The sequence below is a fragment of the Celeribacter sp. SCSIO 80788 genome (genome assembly GCF_051054295.1).
Lineage (GTDB): Bacteria > Pseudomonadota > Alphaproteobacteria > Rhodobacterales > Rhodobacteraceae > Celeribacter.
In genome coordinates this window covers 1,608,303-1,629,524 of the sequence record NZ_CP150482.1, presented here as the reverse complement: position 1 = coordinate 1,629,524, position 21,222 = coordinate 1,608,303, and the positions used below count along the sequence as shown (strand labels likewise).

Sequence of the window (21,222 nt, the reverse complement as noted above, 5' to 3'; positions counted from 1 at the left end):
AGGCCGCATGACCCTGTCCCTTACCCTTGCCTGTCTCTGGGCGCTGCTCGCCAATGTGATCGCGATGCTGCCCTCGCGTCGCAACCATTGGCCCGCCGCCTATGCGCTGATCGCGCTGGGGGTTCCTCTTCTGGGATTTGTCACCTATGAGAACGGCCCATGGATCGGCCTCGTCGTCTTCGCGGCGGGCGTCTCGATCCTGCGCTGGCCTGTGGTGTATCTGGGCCGGTGGATGCGGCGAACACTGGCGAAGGGGCCTGCGGAATGATCTACCCGGATGTGCGTGGCAAGCTGACCGAGAACCGGGCTTTGGCCGATCTTACTTGGCTGCGTGTGGGCGGTCCTGCGGATGCCTTGTTTCAGCCCGCCGATCTTGCGGATTTGCAGGGGTTTCTCAAAGCCCTCGATCCCTCCGTTGCGGTGTTTCCGATGGGGGTCGGTTCGAACCTGATCGTGCGGGACGGCGGCATTCGCGCCGTGGTGATCCGTATGGGGCGCGGCTTCAATCATATCGAAATCGACGGCAACCGCGTGACCGCCGGTGTCGCGGCGCTCGATGCGCATGTGGCGAAAAAGGCGGCAGAGGCGGGGCTCGACCTGACGTTTTTGCGCACCATTCCCGGTGCCATCGGCGGCGCTGTGCGGATGAATGCGGGCTGCTACGGGTCCTATGTGGCCGATCATTTCGTGTCGGCCAAGGCCGTGACGCGGGAGGGCGCGCTCGTGACGCTGACCTCTGACGATCTGAATTTCCAGTACCGCCAGACCGATCTGCCCGAAGGCTGGGTCATCGTCGAGGCGACGTTCGAGGCCGAAACCGCCGATCCCGACATGCTCAATGCCCGCATGGACGACCAGCTCGCCAAGCGCGACGCCACGCAGCCGGTGAAAGAGCGCTCCGCAGGCTCGACCTTTCGCAATCCGGCGGGGTTCAGCTCGACGGGCAGGGCCGATGACGTGCACGATCTCAAAGCCTGGAAGGTGATCGACGACGCCGGTTTGCGTGGCTTTTCCATCGGCGGCGCGCAGATGAGCGAGAAACATTCCAACTTCATGATCAACATGGGCGAGGCCTCCGCGCATGATCTCGAACTTTTGGGCGAGACGGTGCGAAAAAAGGTGTTTCAAAACGCGGGCCTCACGTTACAATGGGAAATCAAGCGCATCGGTGAGTTTTCCGGAGATCCGATCCCGGACGGTCTTGCCGAAGCGACGAAAACCGGCGCATAAGGGCCGGAACGGCGTCCTGAGCAGGGCGTGAAGACTGACCCCGAAACGGGGCGTTTTTCAAAGGGTCACGCAAGATGACCCAAAATTTCGTGGATCGCAAAAGACGATCCGATTATGAGGCGAGTGGACATGTCGAGCAGGCAGTCCCCGAAAGTGGCCGTCATTCTGGGCGGACCTTCGTCAGAGCGCGAAGTGTCTTTGTCCTCCGGGCGTGAATGTGCCAAGGCACTTCGGGGTGAAGGATTCGAAGTTGTAGAGATCGACGCGGGCGAGGACCTTTGCGCGCAATTGGTCGCGTGTCGGCCCGATGTCGTGTTCAACGCGCTGCATGGCCGGTTCGGCGAAGACGGCTGTGTGCAGGGGCTTCTGGAATGGCTGCGCATCCCCTACACCCACTCCGGCGTGCTCGCCTCCGCTCTGGCCATGGACAAGGAAAAGACCAAAGAGGTCTACCGCGCCGCCGGTCTTCCCGTCGTGCCCTCCCTGCTGGCGTCTCGTTTTGAGGTCGAGGCCGGGCATGTGATGGAGCCGCCCTATGTGGTGAAACCCTATAACGAGGGGTCTTCTGTTGGCGTTTATATCGTTCACGAAGGCTCCAACGCGCCGCGTATGTCCGCCGGGATGCCCGCCGTCGTCATGGTCGAACAATATGCGCCGGGGCGGGAGCTGACCTGTTCCGTGATGGGCGACAAGGCGCTTTTGGTCACAGATATTCTCACCGACGGCTGGTACGATTACGACGCCAAATACAAGGCGGGCGGGTCGCGCCATGTCTGCCCGGCGGAGATCCCCGCCGAGATCACCGTCGCCTGTCAGGACTTTGCCCTGCGCGCCCATAAGGCGCTCGGCTGCCGCGGTGTGTCGCGCACCGATTTCCGCTGGGACGAGGCCCGCGGCATCGAGGGGCTCGTGCTTTTGGAAACCAACACCCAGCCGGGGATGACACCGACCTCGCTCTCGCCCGAACAGGCGCAGAAAAGCGGCATAAGCTTTGGCCAGTTCTGTGCCTGGATGGTGGAGGACGCCTCATGCGACCGGTAGACCCGATCGACTTCGCCAAAGGCCCGACCGCAGGCGGGTCCGCCCGGGTCTCCGAGGCCGTGGCCCGTGCGATCCGGACCCGGCGGGGGCAGGGCGGCGACACGGACGCCGCGCCTCAGCGCCCCCGCGATCCGGCGCCCTCGCGTGCCGCCTATCGCATGAACCGGCTTTGGCTCACACCGTCCTTCCGCTTCTTCCTGCGCCGCATCGCACCGATTGCGGTCGTGGCCGCCTGTGTCGGACTGTGGTTCGCGTCCGAGGACAACCGCACCGCCTTCTCCGATCAGGTCGCACTGTGGAAAAACGAGATACAGAACCGCCCCGAGTTTATGGTGAAACTCATGGCGATCGACGGTGCCTCCGCGCCTCTGGCCGAAGACATTCGCGAGATCGCCGCTGTGACGTTCCCGATTTCCTCCTTCGATCTCGACCTGCCTGAAATGCTTGAGCAGATCGAGGATCTCGACGCCGTCGCGTCCGCCGGGCTGCATGTGCGTGCGGGCGGCATTCTTCAGATCGACATCACCGAACGCACCCCCGCCGTGATCTGGCGCTCCTCCGCCGGGCTGGAAATGCTCGACGCCGAAGGCCATCGGGTGGCCGCGCTGCCGCATCGGGGCGACCGGCCCGACCTGCCGCTGATCGCGGGCGAGGGCGCGGAGCGCGCGGTGGTCGAGGCGCTGGCGCTGCTGAAATCCGCCGGCCCGCTTCTGCCCCGGATGCGCGGGCTGGTGCGTGTGGGCGAACGGCGCTGGAACGTCGTTCTGGACCGCGATCAGGTGATCATGCTGCCGGAAGAGAACCCGCTCGGCGCGCTGGCGCAGGTGGTGGCGCTCGATCAGGCGAAAGACCTTTTGGGCCGCGATGTCGCAAGCGTCGACATGCGCCGCCCGACCCGACCGACCGTGCGGCTGACCGAGGCCGCTCAGGACGAACTCAAACGCCTGCGGGGCGTCGAACTTGGAGTGTCTTACTGATGACCGATTTGTACGAGGCCCAGCGGGCCATGCGGAACATGCGCAAGGCCGCTCTGCAGCGTGGCGTGATTGCCATTCTCGATGTCGGCACCTCCAAGATCGCCTGTCTGGTGCTGCGCTTCGACGGCGAACGCTTCATGGGCGGCGACGGGGTCGGGGCGCTGGCCGGGCAATCCTCCTTCCGTGTCATTGGCGCGGCAACCACGCGTTCGCGCGGGGTGCGGTTCGGCGAGATCGATTCCATGCCGGAGACCGAACGCGCAATCCGTACCGCCGTTCAGGCCGCCCAGAAAATGGCCCAGACCCGCGTCGATCACGTCATCGCCTGTTTCTCCGGCGGCAGCCCGCGGTCCTACGGTATCGCGGGGCAGGTGGAGGTCGAATATGACACTGTCTCCGAACAGGACGTCGCCCGCGTGCTCGCCTCCTCGGATGTGCCGGATTACGGCAATCACCGCGATGTGCTGCACGCCCAGCCGGTGAACTTCCAGCTCGATCACCGCTCCGGCCTCAAGGACCCGCGCGGTCAGATCGGCCAGAGCCTTGCCGTCGACATGCATATGCTGACGGTGGATACGGCAACGATCCAGAACCTCCTGTACTGCATCAAACGCTGCGATCTCGAAGTCGCGGGGCTGGCCTCGGGTGCCTATGTCTCCGGCATTTCCGCGCTTGTCGAAGATGAGCAGGAGCTGGGCGCGGCCTGTGTCGATCTCGGCGGCGGTGCGACCGATGTGTCGATCTTCATGAAAAAACACATGATCTATGCCGATTCTGTGCGCATGGGCGGCGAGCATGTGACCTCCGACATCGCCATGGGGCTGCAAATCCCCTTCGCCACCGCCGAGCGGATCAAGACCTTCTATGGCGGCCTCGTCGCCACCGGCATGGATGACCGCGAGATGATCGAAGTGGGCAGCGATTGCGGCGATTGGGAGAAAGATCGCCGCACCGTGTCGCGCGCCGAACTGATCGGCATCATCCGCCCGCGCGTCGAGGAAATCCTCGAAGGCGTGCGCGAATGTCTCGATGCGGCGGGGTTTGAGCACATGCCCAGCCAGCAGATCGTGTTGACCGGCGGCGGTTCGCAAATTCCCGGCCTCGACACGCTGGCGCCGAAGATCCTCGGTCAGAATGTGCGCATCGGCCGCCCCTTGCGGGTTCAGGGCCTGCCGCAGGCCGCCACCGGCGCGGCATTTGCCTCTGCCGTCGGGCTGTGCCTCTTCGCGGCCAACCCGCAGGACGAATGGTGGGATTTCGAAATTCCCGCCGAACGCTATCCGGCCCGCTCGCTCAAACGCGCGATGCGGTGGTTCAAGGACAACTGGTAAGAGATTGCGGCTTGGCGCGGGGCTGTGTTAGGGTAGGACCATAACAAAGTCTCCGCCCAATGACGCGGAGGACGATGGCCGAGCAGGGCCCGATATGACGAGTAAGACGCGAAGCCCCTGAGGCTTCGGGCGCGTATCCGCGATACGGGCTCTTGCGTTCTGTCGGCATCTATCCCCTAAATCTGCTGTTTTGCGCAAAATCCCGCCTAAATAAGCGGGCTGTCTTACCATATTTTGTGGCAATCTCATGTTTTGGGGATGACGAGACGGGCGAAACCCCATAGGATTTATTGTGAATAGGTGAATTTTGCCCCGATTCAGGGGTGGGGACAGTCGGGGAAGCGTGCAGAAGGCGCGATGGCCCTGAGCACAACAGCAAAAGAACACAGGCGGTACTCATGGCTTTGAATCTGACGATGCCCGAGCGGGACGAGTTGAAACCGAAAATCACAGTGTTTGGTGTCGGTGGTGCTGGCGGCAACGCGGTCAACAACATGATCGAGAAGCAGCTGGAAGGCGTCGATTTCGTCGTGGCGAACACCGATGCGCAGGCGCTGCAACACGCCAAGGCACAGCATCGCATTCAGATGGGTGTGAAAGTGACCGAGGGTCTCGGCGCCGGTGCGCGCCCCTCCGTCGGCGCCGCCGCTGCCGAGGAAAGCATCGAACAGATCGTCGATCACTTGGCAGGGGCCCACATGTGCTTCATCACCGCCGGCATGGGCGGTGGCACTGGTACAGGCGCGGCTCCGATCATCGCGCAGGCTGCCCGTGAACTGGGCGTGCTGACCGTCGGTGTCGTGACCAAGCCGTTCCAGTTCGAAGGCGCGAAACGCATGCGTCAGGCCGACGAGGGCGTCGATCAGCTTCAGAAGATGGTCGACACGCTGATCGTGATCCCGAACCAGAACCTGTTCCGCCTCGCCAACGAGAAAACCACCTTCACCGAGGCCTTCTCCATGGCCGATGACGTGCTCTATCAGGGCGTCAAAGGTATCTCCGACCTGATGGTCCGTCCGGGTCTCATCAACCTCGACTTTGCCGATGTGCGCTCCGTGATGGACGAAATGGGCAAGGCGATGATGGGCACGGGCGATGCGACCGGCGAAGATCGCGCCATTCAGGCCGCTGAGAAAGCCATCGCCAACCCGCTCCTCGACGAGATCTCGCTCAAGGGTGCGAAAGGCGTGCTGATCAACATCACCGGCGGTTACGACCTCACCCTGTTCGAACTGGACGAAGCCGCGAACCGCATCCGCGAAGAGGTCGATCCGGACGCCAACATCATCGTCGGCTCCACGCTCGACACCGATATGGACGGTGCAATGCGCGTCTCCGTCGTCGCCACCGGTATCGATGCCCGCCCGGTTCTCGAAGAAATGCCGGTGCCGCGTCGCCGTCTCGCCGAGCCGCTGCAAAACCCGGAAATCGTTGAAGAAAAAATGGAGCACGCCGCGCCTGCCGCCGTCGCTGCTGCCGCTGCGGTGGAACATGCCGCCGAACCGGCCCAGCCGACCCTCGATGTGTTCGATCCGCAGGTGAGCCACCGTCGTGATGAACGCCGTGAAGAGCCGCGCGAAGAGTTCCGCGCCCTCGACGACGATCTGCCGCCGCCCGCCTATCAGCCGCGCCCGCAGCCGATGCCGCAACCGGCGATGCACGAGCCCGAAGCGGAAAGCTTTGTCGCTCCGCGCGCGCCCGCGCCGGGCACGCCCTCGCCTGAGGCTCTGGCCCGTTTGCAGGCCGCCGTGTCGAAACAGCCCCGTGCCGACATGCGCCCGCAACAATATCAGCCCGCAGCGCAACATCAGCAGCCCGCCGGGGAAGCCAAGGGCGGTCGCTTTGGCATCAACTCGCTGATCGGTCGCATGACCGGCCACAATGAGCAGGACGCCCGCCCGGTCGCGCCGCAGCCGCAGGCCCGTTTCGGTGCCCAGCCGCAGGTCCGCCCGCAGGTGCATCAGGCCTATGACGAGGATCAGGATCCGAACCCGGAACAGGAAAAGATCGAGATCCCGGCTTTCCTGCGCCGTCAGGCGAACTGACATAAACCCGTGAGTGGGGCGGTTCGGGGCTTCGGTTTCGAGATCACATTCACGAAGATTGCAATATGTGAAAGGTCGCCTTCGGGCGGCCTTTTTCTTTTGTTTCAAAGGGGATGCCGCATTGCGGCGACGGCGTGCGCGGGTTTTTGCCCGCCTGACCGCTGCCATGTTTCAATCGGTTACAAAGATTGAGTTGAGCTTGGTGAACCGGATTGGTTAGGTGCGGGTTAACAAGACGTATCAGCGCGGGAATACGCAAACCTGTCCGCGAACTTTGATGCGCAGAAGGCCGATAAGGCAAAAGACCGATAAGAATGTGAGGCCAATGGTGCAGAGCACAGTTGCAAAACGAATTCGCTTCGACGGCGTGGGGCTCCACTCCGGTGCCCCCGTGCGCATGGAGGTGCTGCCCGCTCCGGTCAACAGCGGCATCACCTTTCTGCGCTCCGACATCGAGGCGGATGCGACGGACATGCGCGACGCGCTGATCCCGGCGCGCTGGGATGCGGTCGTGCCGTCGCAGCTTTGCACCCTCATTCGCAATGACGACGGGGTCGAGCTTTCGACCATCGAACACATCATGGCCGCGCTTGCGGGCTGTGGCATCGGCAATGCGGTGATCACCGTCGACGGGCCGGAAGTGCCGATTCTCGACGGTTCTGCCGCGCCCTTCGTCGACGCCATCCTCGCCGCCGGTCTGCGCCGTCAGGACGGTCCGACCCGCGCACTGAAAATTCTTAAGCCCGTCGAGCTGGTGACCGACAATGCGCGCGCCCGTCTCGAACCCTCCGACACGATGGAGATCGACTTTCACATCGACTTCGCAGACCCGGCGATCGGCGTGCAGGACAAGCATCTGGTGATGGCCAACGGCGCGTTCGTGCGCGAGCTGTCGAACTGCCGCACCTTCTGCCGCAAGGCGGATGTCGATTATATGCGCGAAAACGGTCTGGCTCTTGGCGGCACCTTCGAGAACGCCGTGGTGGTCGATGGCGATGCGGTGCTCTCCCCGGGCGGTCTGCGCCACGACGACGAGCCGGTGCGCCACAAGATGCTCGACGCTTTGGGCGATCTCTACCTTGCGGGCGCGCCGATCCTTGGCCGCTATGTCGGCGAAAAGGCGGGCCATGCCGTGACCAACAAGCTTCTGCGCAAGCTGTTCGACACGCCCGGCGCCTGGGCTTTCGTCACCGTCGATGCGGCCACTGCCGCGCGGCTTCCCGGCGCGGGCGTCAGCCCCGCCGATCTGGCGGTCTGCGCCTGATCCACCCCATAGCCGGTCCGTTAGGGCCGGGAAACGGAGGGGGGACAGGCGCGGGACGGCCAGGGCAAAGCACACTCTCCGTGCCGTGATGACTTTTCCGCCGTTAAGGCGTTTTGCACCGGATTTTTCTGTGCTAGGAGTGTGGACACGACCCGGTCAAACGGGCGGTGAACGGTGAGGGTAGGGCCTTTCATGACGGCACTTAAAACAGGCAAACTGGCTTTAACGCTCGGTGTTTCCATGGCTTTTCTGACGGCCTGCGGGAATTATTCGCCGCGCGAGAACCTCGATGGTTATCCGGCCAAGGACATTTATGAGCGGGCCGAATTCGAGATCACGCAAAAGGATTTCGGCGATGCCGCCTTCTATTTCGGCGAGGTCGAACGGCTTTACCCCTATTCGGACTGGGCCAAGCGCGCGCTGATCATGCAGGCTTTCTCCTATCACCGCGACAAGGATTACGAGAACGCCCGTGTTGCGGCACAGCGCTTCCTCGATTTCTACCCGGCGGACGAAGATGCGGCCTATGCCCAGTATCTGCTGGCGCTGTCCTATTACGATCAGATCGACGATGTGGGCCGCGATCAGGGCCTGACCTTTCAGGCGCTTCAGGCGCTGCGCGTGGTCATCGAACGGTATCCCGACACGGATTATGCCCGTTCCGCGATCCTGAAATTCGATCTCGCCTTCGACCACCTCGCGGCGAAGGAAATGGAGATCGGGCGCTACTACCTGAAACAGAAACATTACACCGCCGCGGTGAATCGTTTCCGTGTGGTGGTCGAGCAATTCCAGACCACCCAGCATACGCCGGAGGCGTTGCACCGTCTGGTCGAAAGCTACCTGTCGCTGGGTCTCACTCAGGAGGCTCAGACCGCAGGCGCGATTCTGGGGCACAACTACCAGTCCTCCGAATGGTATCAGCACAGCTACAAGCTGCTGACCGGGCAGGGGCTGGAACCGAAAGTCTTCGAGAACAACTGGCTTGGCGCGATCTATCGTCAGATGATCCGCGGCGAATGGCTCTGAGGCTCAGACCCCCATGCTGAGAAGTCTCGACATCCGGGACATGCTGATTATCGACCGGCTGGAATTGGAATTTCAGCCGGGTCTCAACGTCTTGACCGGCGAGACCGGCGCGGGCAAATCCATCCTTCTCGACAGTCTCGGCTTTGTCCTCGGCTGGCGCGGGCGCGCCGATCTGGTGCGCACGGGCGCGGCACAGGGCGAGGTGACCGCCGTGTTCGATCTGCCGAAAGGCCACGATGCCGAAGAGGTTCTGGCCGAGCTGGGCATGGACACCGACGATGGCGAGCTGATCCTGCGCCGGGTCAATACGGCGGACGGGCGCAAGACCGCCTGGGTCAACGACCGGCGGGTCTCGGGCGATGTGCTGCGGCGGCTGTCCGACGTTCTCGTGGAACTGCACGGGCAACATGACGACCGCGGCCTTCTGAACCCGCGCGGACACCGGCTATTGCTCGATGCCTTCGGCGGCATGGCACCGCTTCTGGAAACCTCCCGCAGCGCGTGGAAAGCTTTGAGCACGGCGCGCAAAGCGCTTGCCGCGGCCGAGGCTCGTCAGGCGGCGTTGAAATCCGAGGAAGAATTCCTGCGCCATGCCGTGGGCGAGCTTGACGCTTTGAACCCGGAGCCGGGCGAAGAGGCCAAACTCGACGCCGAACGCCGCCTGATGCAATCGGCGGAAAAGATCGCTGGCGATGTGGCAAAGGCCCATCAGGCGATGTCCTACGATGGCGGCGAAGGGATGTTGACGGATGCGCTGAAATGGCTCGAAGGGGCGTCTGATCGCGCCGACGGGCGGCTGGACGCGGCGATCGACGCTCTGGGCCGGGCGCTCAACGAATTGGCGGAGGCGCAATCGGGCGTCGAAAACTGCATCGAGGCGTTGCAGTTCAATCCGCATGAGCTGGAGCGGGTCGAGGAGCGCCTCTTTGCCATTCGTGGCCTCGCGCGCAAACACAATGTGCTGCCCGATGAGCTTGGCACCTTCGCCGACGGTTTGCGGGAAAAACTCGCAGCTCTCGATGGCGGGGAGGGGGATCTGGCGAAGCTCGGCAAGGCGGTGCGCGACGCCGAAGCCGCCTATGACGCCGCCGCCATGGCGCTCACCGAGGCGCGCGTGAAAGCTGCGCAGGAGCTCGACGCGATGATGGGCCGGGAGCTGGCACCCCTCAAGATGGAGCGGGCGGTGTTTGCGACCGAGATCACCCCCGGCGAACCGGGCCCCGAGGGGCGCGATGCCGTGGCCTTCACCGTGGCGACCAACCCCGGGGCGCCTGCCGGGCCTTTGAACAAGATCGCCTCGGGCGGTGAGCTGTCGCGCTTCCTGTTGGCGCTCAAGGTCTGTCTCACCCGCGACCAGACCGGTGTGACGATGATTTTCGACGAGATCGACCGCGGCGTCGGTGGCGCGACCGCCGATGCGGTGGGCCGCCGTCTCAAAGCGCTCTCGGACGAAGGGCAGGTGCTTGTGGTTACCCACAGTCCGCAGGTCGCGGCCCTTGGCGGTCATCACTGGCGCGTCGCGAAACGGGTCGAGGCAGGCATGACGCTGTCGGAGGTTACGCCGCTCGATGCGGGCAACCGGATCGATGAGCTGGCGCGGATGCTCTCTGGCGACACGATCACCGAGGCCGCCCGTGAAGCGGCCCGCGCGCTTCTGGCGCGCTAGACGAACCTGCGCGCTTCTGGCGCGCTAGACGAACCCGCGCGCTTCTGGCGCGCTAAAGCAAACCTGCGTGCCCCGGAACTTTCACGGAAGTTTAATGATGCGCTGTCATCATGTGTCCGTGTTCGAGTGGTTTTGTTTCACGAAAACGGCGCGAAAAGGGATGACCTTTTCGCGCCTGCTTTTTATGAAGACCGCTTTTGACGTTCAGGGCACCATCTTGCCCGGATTGAGGATGTTCTTCGGGTCCATGGCCGCCTTGATCTGTCCCATGAGGCCCCAGGCCGCGCCATGTTCCTCTTGCATCAAGCCAATTTTCCCCATGCCGATGCCATGCTCACCGGTGATCGTCCCGCCAAGCGCGAGCGCGCGTTCGGCCATCCGATGCGCCAGATCTTTCGCCAGTTTGATCTCGTCGGCATCCTCCGGGTCGACCAGCAGGATCGCATGGAAATTGCCGTCGCCGACATGGCCGAGAATCGGCCCGTCGATGGGCGAGGCCGCAATATCCGCCGCGGTTTCCTCCACCGCCTGCGCGAGTTTCGAGATCGGCACGGAAATATCCGTCACCACCGCCTTCGCGCCTTTCCGGAGCGCCAGACAGGCCCAATAGGCATGGTGACGCATGGTCCAGAGCGCATTGCGGTCTTCCGCCTTCGAGGCCCATTGGAAATCCGAACCACCGAATTCATGCACGATCTCGCCGAACATCTCGACCTGTTCGGCCACACCGCTCTCGGAGCCGTGGAACTCGACGAAGAGATGCGGTTTGAGCGGGAAATCGGCACCGGAATATTTGTTCACCGCATCGACGCTTTCCGCATCGAGAAATTCGATCCGCGCCATCGGCAGCCCGACCTGAATGGTGGCGATTACGGCCTGCACCGCGGGGCTGATTTCGTCAAACGAACAAACGGCGGCGGAGATCGCCTCGGGCTGACCATGGAGCCGCACGGTCATTTCCGTGATCAGGCCGAGCGTGCCTTCGGAGCCCACGAAAAGCGAGGTGAGATCATAACCCGAGGCCGATTTGCGCGCCCGCGATCCGGTGTGAATGACCGTCCCGTCGGCCAGCACCACCTCGAGCCCGATGACATTCTCCTTCATCGTGCCGTATTTCACCGCCGTCGTCCCCGAGGCCCGCGTCATCGCCATGCCGCCAAGGCTTGCATTGGCGCCCGGATCGACCGGGAACATCAGCCCCGTGGTCCGAAGCTCGACATTGAGCGCCTCGCGGGTGATGCCGGGCTGGACGACCGCGTCCATATCCGCGTCGTTGACCCGGATGACCCGGTTCATCCGCGAGAAATCCACGACGAGACCGCCCTTCACCGCAAGCGTCTGGCCCTCCAGAGACGTGCCCGCGCCAAAGCCCGTCACCGGGACCTCATGGGCGTGACAAATCTTCATCAGTTCGGAGACCTCTTCGGTGGTCTCGGGATAGGCCACGGCCTCCGGTGGGGTCAGCGGAAACCACGTCTCCGACAGCCCGTGCTGGTCCAGTTCGGACTTGGATCGGCTGAGCCGACCCTCTAGAACGGAAGAAAGCGCGGCATATACGGTTTCGGAAATCATGGTCGACTCGCTGTCTGTTAGGGTCCGGCGACCATAAAGGACGCGGGCGGTGGGGAAAAGCGCACCGAAACGACAAGTCCGGGCGGCGGCGGTCGAATGCGTCTGGAAGGGGCGGGGATGTCAGAGGAAAAACCGGCCTATCCGGCCAAGGCGCTGAACGAGATCCGCGAGGGCCTGCGCGAAACCCTGTCACTGATCCGCCGTCGCGGTCCGAGCCAGATCCAGTTCTGGTTCATCGCGCTGGTCATCGGCATCGCCTCGGGCGGGGCCGCGCTGTTCTTCCGCCTCGGCATCGAAAAACTTCAGGCCTTTCTTTACGGCACGCACGATCTGCGCCATCTGCACACCGTCGCCCGCGACCTGCCGTGGTTCTGGGTGCTCGCCCTGCCGGTGATCGGCGGGCTGGTCGTCGGCATCATCCTCAACTGGTTCACTCCCGACGGCCGAGTGCGCTCCGTCGCCGATGTGATCGAAGGCGCGGCCCTCAACGACGGTCGGGTCGAGAAACGCGCGGGCCTCGCCTCCGCCGCCGCTTCGCTCATCACCCTCTCCACCGGCGGCTCCTCGGGCCGCGAAGGCCCGGTTGTTCACCTCGCGGGTGTCATCGCCACATGGGTCTCGAACCGCCTTCACGCCGACGGCATCACCGGGCGCGATCTTTTGGGCTGCGCCGTCGCCGCCGCCGTCTCTGCCTCCTTTAACGCACCGATCGCAGGCGCACTCTTCGCCCTCGAAGTCGTCCTGCGCCATTTCGCCGTCCACGCCTTTGCCCCCATCGCCATCGCCTCCGTCGCCGGAACGGTCATCAACAGGATCGAATTCGGCGGCGTCACCGAGTTCACCCTCGCCGATGACGGGGCGCTGTCCTTCTATGTCGAACTGCCCGCCTTTCTCATGCTCGGGCTCCTGTCCGGCCTCGTCGCCGTGCTCCTGATGCGCACGATTTTCATGGCCGACGATTTCGGCTCCTGGGTGCAGGAAAAACTGCACCTGCCGCCCGTGCTCCGACCGGCGGCTGCGGGGCTTCTGCTCGGCATGATCGCGATCTTCTTCCCGCATATCATCGGCGTCGGCTATGAAACCACCTCCGCCGCCCTCACCGGGCAACTGATCCTCTGGCAGGCTGTGGTTTATGCCGTGCTCAAGGTCATCGCCGTCGCCATCACCATGGCCGGGCGCATGGGCGGCGGCGTGTTTTCCCCCGCGCTCATGGTCGGCGCGCTCACCGGCCTGTCCTTCGGGCTGATCGCCACCGGGATCTTCCCCGACGTTTCCGGCACGGTCACGCTCTATGCGCTGGCGGGCATGGGAGCGGTGGCCGCCGCCGTCCTTGGCGCGCCGATCTCGACAACTTTGATCGTCTTCGAACTCACCGGCGACTGGCAAACCGGGCTGGCCGTGATGGTCGCCGTCTCGCTTTCGACCGCGCTGGCCTCGCGCCTCGTCGATCGCTCCTTCTTCCTCACCCAGCTCGAACGCCGCGGCGTCCACCTCGCCGCCGGACCGCAGGCCTATTTGCTCGCCACCGTGCGCGTCCACCAATGCTATCGCAAGCCCGACGCGCCGCGCGCTGCCTCTGAAGAGGCCTGCAAGGAACTGATCGGGCAGGGGATCTACGTCTCCCCCAACGCCACGCTGGAACGCGCCATGCCCTTGTTCGATAAGAACAATCTGATCTTTGTGCCTGTGGTGACCCTGCACGAAGACACCGGCCCGGAACTGCATGGCGCCCTGTTTCAGGTCGACGCGCTCCGGGTGTTCTCCCGCAAACTGGCGGAAACTGCGGCGGAGGAGCATTCGTAAGGGGAGATCAAGGAATGGGGGCGAGGAGTGAACAAGGGCTCGCGTTCAAAGCTTTGTGCTTGCGCTTTCGGGCCAAACCGGACCTTCATTCCTAGCGCTGGTGCCGCATTGCGGCTTCCCGAGACCGGCCATTCGTCCGTCGAGCAGCATTTTCGAGGGGCGAAGGTCCGATGAGCGGGACAAATTGCTTTTTCGCTGCATCTGCGCCAATGCCGCTTTGCATCTGCCGGAGGGCAGGCAATGAAGTCCTATAGGGTACATTATATCAATCTGTGCTGAGCAGTTCTGACGTTGTAACATGGGAACGACCGTTTGCACGTTGTGCTTTGGAAGGAGGTATTAACGACTACTTCCCGTCATTTCGAAGACCGTGGGTTGTCTTGGCCAATTTCACGCCAGCTCCGTAAAATATGAGGTATTGTAGAAACAGGACCAAACCCTCATTGTACCAAGAAAAATAGCTATCAAACCTGCCACTTACATCACTAATTTTTTTGTCCCATCGTCTGAGATTGACTGCAACATGACAAACCAAGTCAAGGTCATTCAGAGCGTCAGCATCACTATCGCTGATTGCCTCCGTAGTTCTGAACCTGGCATGGTTTTCTCCATAGACAGACATTGAGGGATAAAAGTTCCCTAAGTCCAAACACCTGTGTAAATGGCTACTTCGCCAAGAGTATACGCCATCACTTTCATCTGGTTTACACAACGTATCAAACCACAATCCAGCACTTTCAAGGCGCTGTCCACCAGCCAGCCTTGCACACCCATTTGAGAAATATTTTTTATCAAAGATGTATTCGCGTTGCATCCCCAGCAAAATCTCTTGTTCACGATCTAGCTCGGAAATTTCGCCACTAATATCCGCCACTTGAAAGCTCAAGATGGCAGACGCAGCAAAAACTATCGCGGAAGCATACCAAGCATAGTCCGAAAGTTTGAGCCAAGGTATTCTAGGAGCATTTCCAAGGAACAACTGGCGGAAAAAAACTACGTGGCCGAATAACAGACCACCAACAACACACATTGCGCCAACCCACAAGAACGGTGCGTAATCGAGGTCGCCTCCGCCAAGATGACTAGACATAAACGAATCCTCCGGATTGAGCCGAGTTGCAATCCAGAGGGGTAGTAAGGTAACCGCTGCGAACAGCCATTGCACAACGATTAATATCTTGCTGTTCGTCAAAAACTCGCCCTTATTCTCGCACTCTTACTCAGCTTCCGTACCGACTTGTTGTATTTTTCCGTTGTCAGATTCGCTTGATACCCAACAGTACGCTGTATTTTTTCGCCTTGCATCCCATCTTCATATGTTTCCGTGATGAATGTCGCCCGTACTGAGTTCGGGTTAATTGTGGGGGTGAGACCGCGGCCATTGCTACCTGTTTTTGAACTAACGATAGAAGTTACTTTGGCTCAAAGCCTGCCCTTTGTTATGCTCAGATTTCCAACCATGAACAACGTCCGTCCTTGTCGCGCCTGTGGCCGCTAGCATCCAGATATTCAAAGATCGCCTGCACACATTCGCGGACATTCATACAATGTATAGCGATGGTCGCTCTGGCCTCATTTCTGTCATTCACCGCAAATAGCATGAATGACAGCTAAGGGCCGTCCGCGAAGACGGCCCAAGCCTTCAGATTTCGACTGCCTCTGCGATTGCCAAGGCGTCTTCGAGTTCGACGCCAAGGTATCGGACTGTGCTGTCCATCTTGGTATGGCCGAGTAGGAGCTGAACAGCGCGCAGGTTGCCGGTCTTCCGGTAGAACTGCGCGACCTGCGTCCGTCGCATGGAGTGGGTTCCACGCGCTCGGTTCCAGCCCTATCGATTTCACCCAGTCTCGGACCAGGCGCGCGTATTGCCGTGTCGAAATGTGAAGCCGTTCGTGGATGCGCCCAGGCCAAAGATACTCTGATCCGATCATCAGTGGCTCCTCCATCCACCTAAAAAGCGACTTTCGCGTGCCCTCGGTGATCTCAAAACGGACAGGTTTCTGTGTCTTGCTTTGAATGATCGAGGCCCTCTCTTTGACCTGACCTGCGGCGAAGACATCAGCCACCTTTAGTTTGACCAGATCGCATCCCCGCAGTTTGCTGTCGATGGCAAGGTTGAACAGCGCTAGGTCACGATGGTTCTCGGCGATCTCAAGACGGACGCGGATCGCCCAGACATGTTTGGGCAGCAGCGGGCGTTTCTGCCCGACAATGCGGCCTTTGTTCCAAACAGGACGGCGAGCGCGAATGGCTGGTAAGTTTGGTGTTTGCATGATGGTTCCTCCGATCCACCACATCTCACCTCAGCGCCAACCCGACGTTGGCTTGAACACCATATAACAGGATGCCGCACCGCCTCCGAGGTCGGCTGTGAGCCCAAAATGACGGATGCTGCGAGTCGCCCGAATGTCGGCCTTCCCGAACCTGACCAAAAACGTGACAGAACCAAAGCGGGTTTCACCAAGGGTTTGTGGCACAAGATTTTTCAGAGATCTCAGCATTACGCAGTCGAATGCCGGAATCGACCGTTTTTGACGCATGGGTTCTGGCAGGGGGGGGGTATGTTCAGCCTCTTGCCGGTTCAACTGCCTAGGCTCGCGTCGAAAATCCGCGTCACATTCGACGTTGGTTGCATTCCTTGTTTCCATTGGCTCGGCGGGACACCGGCCTCACGCAAAAACTCACGATTGAAGTTCGATTTCGTGTTGAATCCGCTATCGAGCATCGCATCGGTAACGGTCGCGCCGTCCTCGATCAGCTTGCAGGCGTGGCGAACACGCCAAGAATTTACGTAGCGCGAGACATTGGCCCCCGTCGCGCGATTGACGGCCATGGAAAGACGCTTTTCGGGCAGGTGAAGGCGACGTGCCAACCGCGACAAGGTGAGGTTTGGATCAAGATGCATAGGCTCGCGCTTCAAGAAGACCTCAAGCGCTTCCAATATTTCGATGTCTTCTTTGCTCGTTTCTCTGGGCGGCGGAGCTGGATCCGCTGAATCTTCACCAGCCACACCAGATGCGGATGGGCTACCACTGAGCAAACCGACAAGCACAAGGACCAAGGACGAAGAAAAGGTGATCAACCATCCGGCCCAGTGTTCGTTGCCCGTCATGAATGCCACGGCGATGAACACATCGCTGAGGGCCGAAGCAATCAAAGCCCATCCAAGACCTGCCAAAGAACCTTCGGAATGCGCCCGGCGTCCAACCGGGCAAGGGGCATGTCGCCGGAGCTGCGCAACAAATAGAGGATCGCACCACCGTAGCCGGCAAAGACCAGCGGCACGACGATATCCGTCGTCTCCGGCGCGAATATACGACAGAACAGTGTGAAGGCCGGGGCTGCGCCGTGAAAGCCAGCTTGGCGAAGCGATATCCGGCTGATCAGGGCATCCTGCAATGTGATCCATGCAAGCGGCGGGATGACCGTGGCACTGACCGGCAGAACAGGCCGGAGCCAAGCGACATCATATCCGATGACCATCGCGACCAGAAACGATTGCATTGTGCAGGCGGCAAGAAAGGCGACCAGTAGCGGCCTGCCCTCCGACAGAAGAGTGCGGACCGCAAGATAAGCGAGAACGATGGCGGCGAAAGCAGGGATCGGAATCATGGACATGGCGCGACTATTGTCCAGAAACCCGATTGTGACGACCTGAAACCCGAAAAGAGGACGCGATGGCCCACATTTTTTCGCAAATCCAAGGGTATGCGTTCAACAACGGAGGTTCCCATGAAACGCCTTGCTCTTCTTGCCATGCTCGCGCTGCCCCACGCAGGCCCTGTCGCGGCGGATATGCTGCCCGGTTACGACCGGTTCGATCTGACAGCCGATCACCGCGCCCGTCCCATAGCCGCCTCAATCTGGTATCCGGCGGCAAATGCCACGTATCGCGCGCCCGTCGGAGACGGCCCGATCTTTGACCCGACCTTCGTGTTCATCGGCCCTACCATTGCAAAGGGTGAGCACCCGCTTATCCTTTTGTCCCATGGGTCTGGCGGGAATGCTGATAGCCTGGGATGGCTGACCAGCCGTCTTGTGGCGAACGGAGCCATGGTTTTGGCGGTGAACCATCCGGGATCAACAAGCGGCGACAGTTCTCCGCGCCGCTCGGTTGATTTGGAAGCGCGTGCAAACGACTTGACCGCAGCGCTCGATATGATCCTTGCCGACCCCGCCTTTGCGCCCTTCATCGATCCCGACCAGATCGGCGTCGTCGGTTTCTCTCTGGGCGGGGCAACCGCTCTCGGGTTGGCCGGTGTCCGCTTCGATGGTGCAGCTCAAGACACAAACTGTAGCACTGGTCCGGAGGCCGCTGATTGCATGTTCTTCCGCCTGGGCGGTGTGCGTTTCGCTGACTATCCTGGTTTTGAGGCAGATGCGCGCGACCCGCGTATCTCACGAGCCGTGATTGTCGATCCGGGCTTTGGCGGTGCTGCTGATCCGGAGACGCTTCAGGGCGCTTTGGCCGGGATTACGTTCATCAACCTGGGTGACGTAGACAGGCTCGGAGCTGTTGACGTAGGACCGGAGGGCAATGACCTCGCGAACAGGTTGCCAGATGCATCCTACGTCGAGATTGCACCGGCGAACCACTTTACCTTCCTCGGCACCTGCAAACCTGGTGCCGCCGCGTTGCTTGAAGAGGAACAGGACGACCCAATCTGCACGGACCCGGAAGGCACGGATCGAGCTGCTATGCACATGCAACTCATTGATGCAATCTCATTCGGTCTCAATCTCTAAAGAGGCGCTCGACCGATCCATTCAAAGGAACCCCGCCCCCGACTACAAACACCGGGGGCGGTCTTTTCTTGTCAAAACTCAACCGTTTCTTTCCGAAGAAAGAGGCGACTTGGTAGATGCGATTTCACCGAAGCAGCCATTGGCGCAACTGCGGCGAAATGATGCTCCGTCCCGCAGGGCTGCCATTCATACTGGACGCAGCGAATGACCGGTTTCGGCCGATGCTGTTGAAAAAGTCTTTGTTGCGCTGCGGCAAGTCTTTCGATTCACTCAACTATGAGGGGATGGGAGGATTTCGGCATGATGGGCAGGCAAGAAGCACCAGCGCAGCTGTTTTACGATTTCGATCTGGAGCGGCACGTCCCGGCGAACCACATGCTGCGAGAGATCGATCTGTCCCTGAATGGGGACAGCCTGCGGGATATGCTGCGCCCATTCTACAGCCATCTTGGTCGCCCCTCGATCGATCCGGAACTGATCATCCGGATGCTGGTGATCGGGTATGTCATGGGGATCCGTTCGGAGCGTCGTCTCTGTGACGAGGTTCATCTGAACTTGGCCTATCGCTGGTTCTGTCGGTTGGGTCTGGAAGGCAATGTCCCGGATCACTCGACCTTCTCCCGCTATCGCCACGGCAAGTTCAGGGATAGCGGTCTTCTGCGGCAGGTCTTCGAAGCCACTGTGGAGCGCTGCCTGAAGGAGGACCTGGTCGCCGGAGAGGGTTTTGCCGTCGATGCCAGCCTGATCTCCGCCGATGCCAACAAGGTCCGGTCCATCGCGGCGGAAGACTGGAGTCCCGAGGCCGCGCGGGAAGCCGGCAACAGGGCGGCACATGAATATCTGGAGACACTGGATGACGCCGCCTTCGGGGCTGCATCGCCTGTCCAGCCCAAGTTCGTGGCCAAGTCCGATCCGGCAGCGCAATGGACCCGTGCCGAGGAAAGCCGCCCCTATTTCGCCTATGCCACCAATTACCTGATCGACACCAAGTGCGCGGTGATCATGGATGTCGAGGCGACAAGGCGATCCGCCAAGCCGAAGTCGGGGCCTCGCGCACCATGCTCGACAGGACGGAAAAGCGGTTTGGCATCCGGCCGGATTGGCTGGCCGCCGACACGGCCTACGGCAATGCCGAGAACCTTGGTTGGCTGGTCGGGAAGCGCAGCATCATTCCCTTCATCCCGGTGATCGACAAATCTGAACGGACCGACGGCACGTTCTCCCGCTCGGACTTCGAATGGGATGAGAAGAATGATCAGTATATCTGCCCTGAAGGCCATGCCCTCAAGCAGTTCAGACGCAACTATTCCGATCCGGCCCGGGGGCAGGACACTGGTGGGCGGAAGAAATACCGCGCCTTGAAGGCGACCTGCCAGGTCTGCCCATCCAAGGATATCTGCTGCCCGAAAGCCGATGCCCGATATGTCACGCGCGAGCCCCATGAAGAGGCGCGCGAGTTCGCGAGGGAGTGCCGCAAGACCAGGGCCTACAAGGTGTCACGCGACAAGCGGAAAAAGGTCGAGATGCTCTTTGCACACCTCAAGCGCATCCTTGGTCTGACACGGTTGCGGCTACGCGGACCAAATGGCGCCAAGGACGAATTCCTGCTCGCCGCCATCGCCCAGAACCTCCGAAAGCTCGCGAAGCTACGCCCGCGAAGCATCAAACAGGAGGCCGCAGCATGAGCTGAACGGCCATCATACCGCCTTGAGGCGGAGGAACGGGCAATCGCCCGAATGCAACGGCCTGGCTCAACGACGACGAGCCCCAAAATCGGCGATTTCAGCCGAATTTTTCAACAACATCCGCCCTTACCCCCCCTTCCAGAGCACAAACGCGTCTCTGCTTGCCCTCTTCTAAGCAGCAAACACCCGGGGTTTCGTGAACTCGGAGCGGCATATCTGCTGACCATTTTCGTCCAGCCGCGCGCGTCATGAGATCTGACAAGATATTCAAGGCCGCAAGGAAATCCCTTCTTCACGGCGTGTTGTGACGTCTTCGCTTTCTGCCCCGTCCATCAGGGTCCGACAAAAGCCCGACAGAAGTCCGACACTTTGCCGACCACTGAGAACGCCGTGCAAGTGAGAGCTCCCATGGACGGCGTTTGCCTGTCAAAGCTGTTCGACAGCGGCCTTTTGCGGGTAGAAAGCGACATACCCCTTGACCTCGGCGGCGCGAGGTTTTGGGTCCTCATAGGACCATGCCGCATTGGCGATCACGACGGATTTCGTATGAATATCAAAGTGTTTCGCCTCGCCCTTGAACGGACAGACGGACACGGTATCGGTCGGTTCGAGAAAGGCCATGGCAAGGTCCTCGCGTGGGAAATAGATCACCGGCGGAAACTCCCCTTCGGTCAGTTCCAGCGCCCGGTCGCTCTCCCCCAGCACGGCCCCGCCCGCACGCACGACCCATTTGCCGACCGCCGCGCGGATTGTGATATGATCTCCCATGTTCTCGTCCTTTTGTTTTAATTATCTGTTTTCGCACAGACCTTATCAGGGTTCATGCGTCAGGT

Annotated in this window: 16 protein-coding genes and 2 pseudogenes; 12 read left to right on the top strand and 6 right to left on the bottom strand. The window is 61.2% G+C overall.

The window, feature by feature from the left end:
• Positions 1–7: 7 nt before the first annotated feature.
• From V1471_RS08160 to recN, 9 genes are all read left to right on the top strand, one after another.
• Positions 8–268, top strand: coding sequence for a DUF2484 family protein (locus V1471_RS08160; protein WP_434287905.1), 261 nt, complete (start codon positions 8–10; stop codon positions 266–268).
• Positions 265–1,230 (top strand): UDP-N-acetylmuramate dehydrogenase, encoded by a 966-nt coding sequence (gene murB / locus V1471_RS08155; RefSeq protein ID WP_434287904.1) that lies wholly within the window; start codon positions 265–267, stop codon positions 1,228–1,230. The genes V1471_RS08160 and murB overlap by 4 nt, the downstream gene beginning before the upstream one ends.
• Before the next feature lie 129 nt (positions 1,231–1,359).
• Positions 1,360–2,271, top strand: a complete 912-nt coding sequence (locus V1471_RS08150) for a D-alanine--D-alanine ligase (RefSeq protein ID WP_434287902.1) — start codon at positions 1,360–1,362, stop codon at positions 2,269–2,271.
• Entirely contained in the window at positions 2,259–3,248 is a 990-nt protein-coding gene (locus tag V1471_RS08145) for a cell division protein FtsQ/DivIB (RefSeq protein WP_434287900.1), read from the top strand. The genes V1471_RS08150 and V1471_RS08145 overlap by 13 nt, the downstream gene beginning before the upstream one ends.
• A complete protein-coding gene (gene ftsA / locus V1471_RS08140; RefSeq protein ID WP_434287898.1) occupies positions 3,248–4,579 on the top strand; it encodes a cell division protein FtsA in 1,332 nt (443 codons plus the stop codon). The genes V1471_RS08145 and ftsA overlap by 1 nt, the downstream gene beginning before the upstream one ends.
• Before the next feature lie 398 nt (positions 4,580–4,977).
• The gene (ftsZ, locus tag V1471_RS08135; protein ID WP_434287896.1) at positions 4,978–6,624 is read left to right on the top strand and encodes a cell division protein FtsZ; all 1,647 of its coding nucleotides are present in this window, start codon (positions 4,978–4,980) and stop codon (positions 6,622–6,624) included.
• A gap of 328 nt (positions 6,625–6,952) precedes the next feature.
• The gene (gene lpxC / locus V1471_RS08130) at positions 6,953–7,888 is read left to right on the top strand and encodes a UDP-3-O-acyl-N-acetylglucosamine deacetylase (protein WP_434290897.1); all 936 of its coding nucleotides are present in this window, start codon (positions 6,953–6,955) and stop codon (positions 7,886–7,888) included.
• A 192-nt stretch (positions 7,889–8,080) separates the two neighbouring features.
• On the top strand, positions 8,081–8,917 hold the full coding sequence (locus tag V1471_RS08125) for an outer membrane protein assembly factor BamD (protein WP_434287895.1): 837 nt from the start codon (positions 8,081–8,083) through the stop codon (positions 8,915–8,917).
• Positions 8,918–8,930: 13 nt separating this feature from the next.
• Positions 8,931–10,583, top strand: coding sequence for a DNA repair protein RecN (recN, locus tag V1471_RS08120; protein ID WP_434287893.1), 1,653 nt, complete (start codon positions 8,931–8,933; stop codon positions 10,581–10,583).
• A 204-nt stretch (positions 10,584–10,787) separates the two neighbouring features.
• Here the strand turns inward: recN and V1471_RS08115 are convergent, their stop codons facing one another.
• Positions 10,788–12,155 (bottom strand): FAD-binding oxidoreductase, encoded by a 1,368-nt coding sequence (locus V1471_RS08115; RefSeq protein WP_434287892.1) that lies wholly within the window; start codon positions 12,153–12,155, stop codon positions 10,788–10,790.
• A 117-nt stretch (positions 12,156–12,272) separates the two neighbouring features.
• Here V1471_RS08115 and V1471_RS08110 point away from each other — a divergent pair, with 117 nt between their 5' ends.
• Positions 12,273–13,958 (top strand): chloride channel protein, encoded by a 1,686-nt coding sequence (locus tag V1471_RS08110; protein ID WP_434287890.1) that lies wholly within the window; start codon positions 12,273–12,275, stop codon positions 13,956–13,958.
• Positions 13,959–14,304: 346 nt separating this feature from the next.
• On the opposite strand, the gene V1471_RS08105 is transcribed toward V1471_RS08110, so the two are convergent.
• The 4 genes and pseudogenes from V1471_RS08105 to V1471_RS08090 form a co-directional block, all read right to left on the bottom strand.
• Positions 14,305–15,150: a hypothetical protein gene (locus V1471_RS08105; RefSeq protein ID WP_434287888.1), complete on the bottom strand. Its 846-nt coding sequence runs from the start codon at positions 15,148–15,150 to the stop codon at positions 14,305–14,307.
• A gap of 450 nt (positions 15,151–15,600) precedes the next feature.
• A pseudogene (locus V1471_RS08100) lies at positions 15,601–16,231 on the bottom strand (tyrosine-type recombinase/integrase).
• Between the two features lie 308 nt (positions 16,232–16,539).
• Complete coding sequence (locus V1471_RS08095) at positions 16,540–17,136, bottom strand: helix-turn-helix domain-containing protein (RefSeq protein WP_434287886.1); 597 nt, start codon at positions 17,134–17,136, stop codon at positions 16,540–16,542.
• On the bottom strand, positions 17,112–17,576 hold the full coding sequence (locus V1471_RS08090; protein WP_434287884.1) for a hypothetical protein: 465 nt from the start codon (positions 17,574–17,576) through the stop codon (positions 17,112–17,114). Before V1471_RS08090 ends, V1471_RS08095 begins: the two co-directional genes overlap by 25 nt.
• A gap of 114 nt (positions 17,577–17,690) precedes the next feature.
• Here V1471_RS08090 and V1471_RS08085 point away from each other — a divergent pair, with 114 nt between their 5' ends.
• Both V1471_RS08085 and V1471_RS08080 read left to right on the top strand, forming a co-directional pair.
• Positions 17,691–18,704, top strand: a complete 1,014-nt coding sequence (locus tag V1471_RS08085) for an alpha/beta hydrolase family protein (protein WP_434287882.1) — start codon at positions 17,691–17,693, stop codon at positions 18,702–18,704.
• Between the two features lie 300 nt (positions 18,705–19,004).
• Positions 19,005–20,389: pseudogene (locus V1471_RS08080) on the top strand (IS1182 family transposase).
• Between the two features lie 426 nt (positions 20,390–20,815).
• On the opposite strand, the gene V1471_RS08075 reads toward V1471_RS08080, so the two are convergent.
• Positions 20,816–21,157 (bottom strand): DUF427 domain-containing protein, encoded by a 342-nt coding sequence (locus V1471_RS08075; RefSeq protein WP_434287880.1) that lies wholly within the window; start codon positions 21,155–21,157, stop codon positions 20,816–20,818.
• Positions 21,158–21,222 lie beyond the last annotated feature (65 nt).

Excerpts from the sequence above, each read along its gene's own strand:
- V1471_RS08125 (WP_434287895.1), top strand. The coding sequence starts at position 8,081 with ATGACGGCACTTAAAACAGGCAAACTGGCTTTAACGCTCGGTGTTTCC.
- V1471_RS08145 (WP_434287900.1), top strand. The coding sequence starts at position 2,259 with ATGCGACCGGTAGACCCGATCGACTTCGCCAAAGGCCCGACCGCAGGC.
- recN (WP_434287893.1), top strand. The coding sequence starts at position 8,931 with ATGCTGAGAAGTCTCGACATCCGGGACATGCTGATTATCGACCGGCTG.
- V1471_RS08160 (WP_434287905.1), top strand. The coding sequence starts at position 8 with ATGACCCTGTCCCTTACCCTTGCCTGTCTCTGGGCGCTGCTCGCCAAT.
- V1471_RS08085 (WP_434287882.1), top strand. The coding sequence starts at position 17,691 with ATGAAACGCCTTGCTCTTCTTGCCATGCTCGCGCTGCCCCACGCAGGC.
- ftsA (WP_434287898.1), top strand. The coding sequence starts at position 3,248 with ATGACCGATTTGTACGAGGCCCAGCGGGCCATGCGGAACATGCGCAAG.
- V1471_RS08110 (WP_434287890.1), top strand. The coding sequence starts at position 12,273 with ATGTCAGAGGAAAAACCGGCCTATCCGGCCAAGGCGCTGAACGAGATC.
- V1471_RS08075 (WP_434287880.1), bottom strand. The coding sequence starts at position 21,157 with ATGGGAGATCATATCACAATCCGCGCGGCGGTCGGCAAATGGGTCGTG.
- ftsZ (WP_434287896.1), top strand. The coding sequence starts at position 4,978 with ATGGCTTTGAATCTGACGATGCCCGAGCGGGACGAGTTGAAACCGAAA.
- V1471_RS08150 (WP_434287902.1), top strand. The coding sequence starts at position 1,360 with ATGTCGAGCAGGCAGTCCCCGAAAGTGGCCGTCATTCTGGGCGGACCT.
- V1471_RS08115 (WP_434287892.1), bottom strand. The coding sequence starts at position 12,155 with ATGATTTCCGAAACCGTATATGCCGCGCTTTCTTCCGTTCTAGAGGGT.
- murB (WP_434287904.1), top strand. The coding sequence starts at position 265 with ATGATCTACCCGGATGTGCGTGGCAAGCTGACCGAGAACCGGGCTTTG.
- V1471_RS08090 (WP_434287884.1), bottom strand. The coding sequence starts at position 17,576 with ATGTCCATGATTCCGATCCCTGCTTTCGCCGCCATCGTTCTCGCTTAT.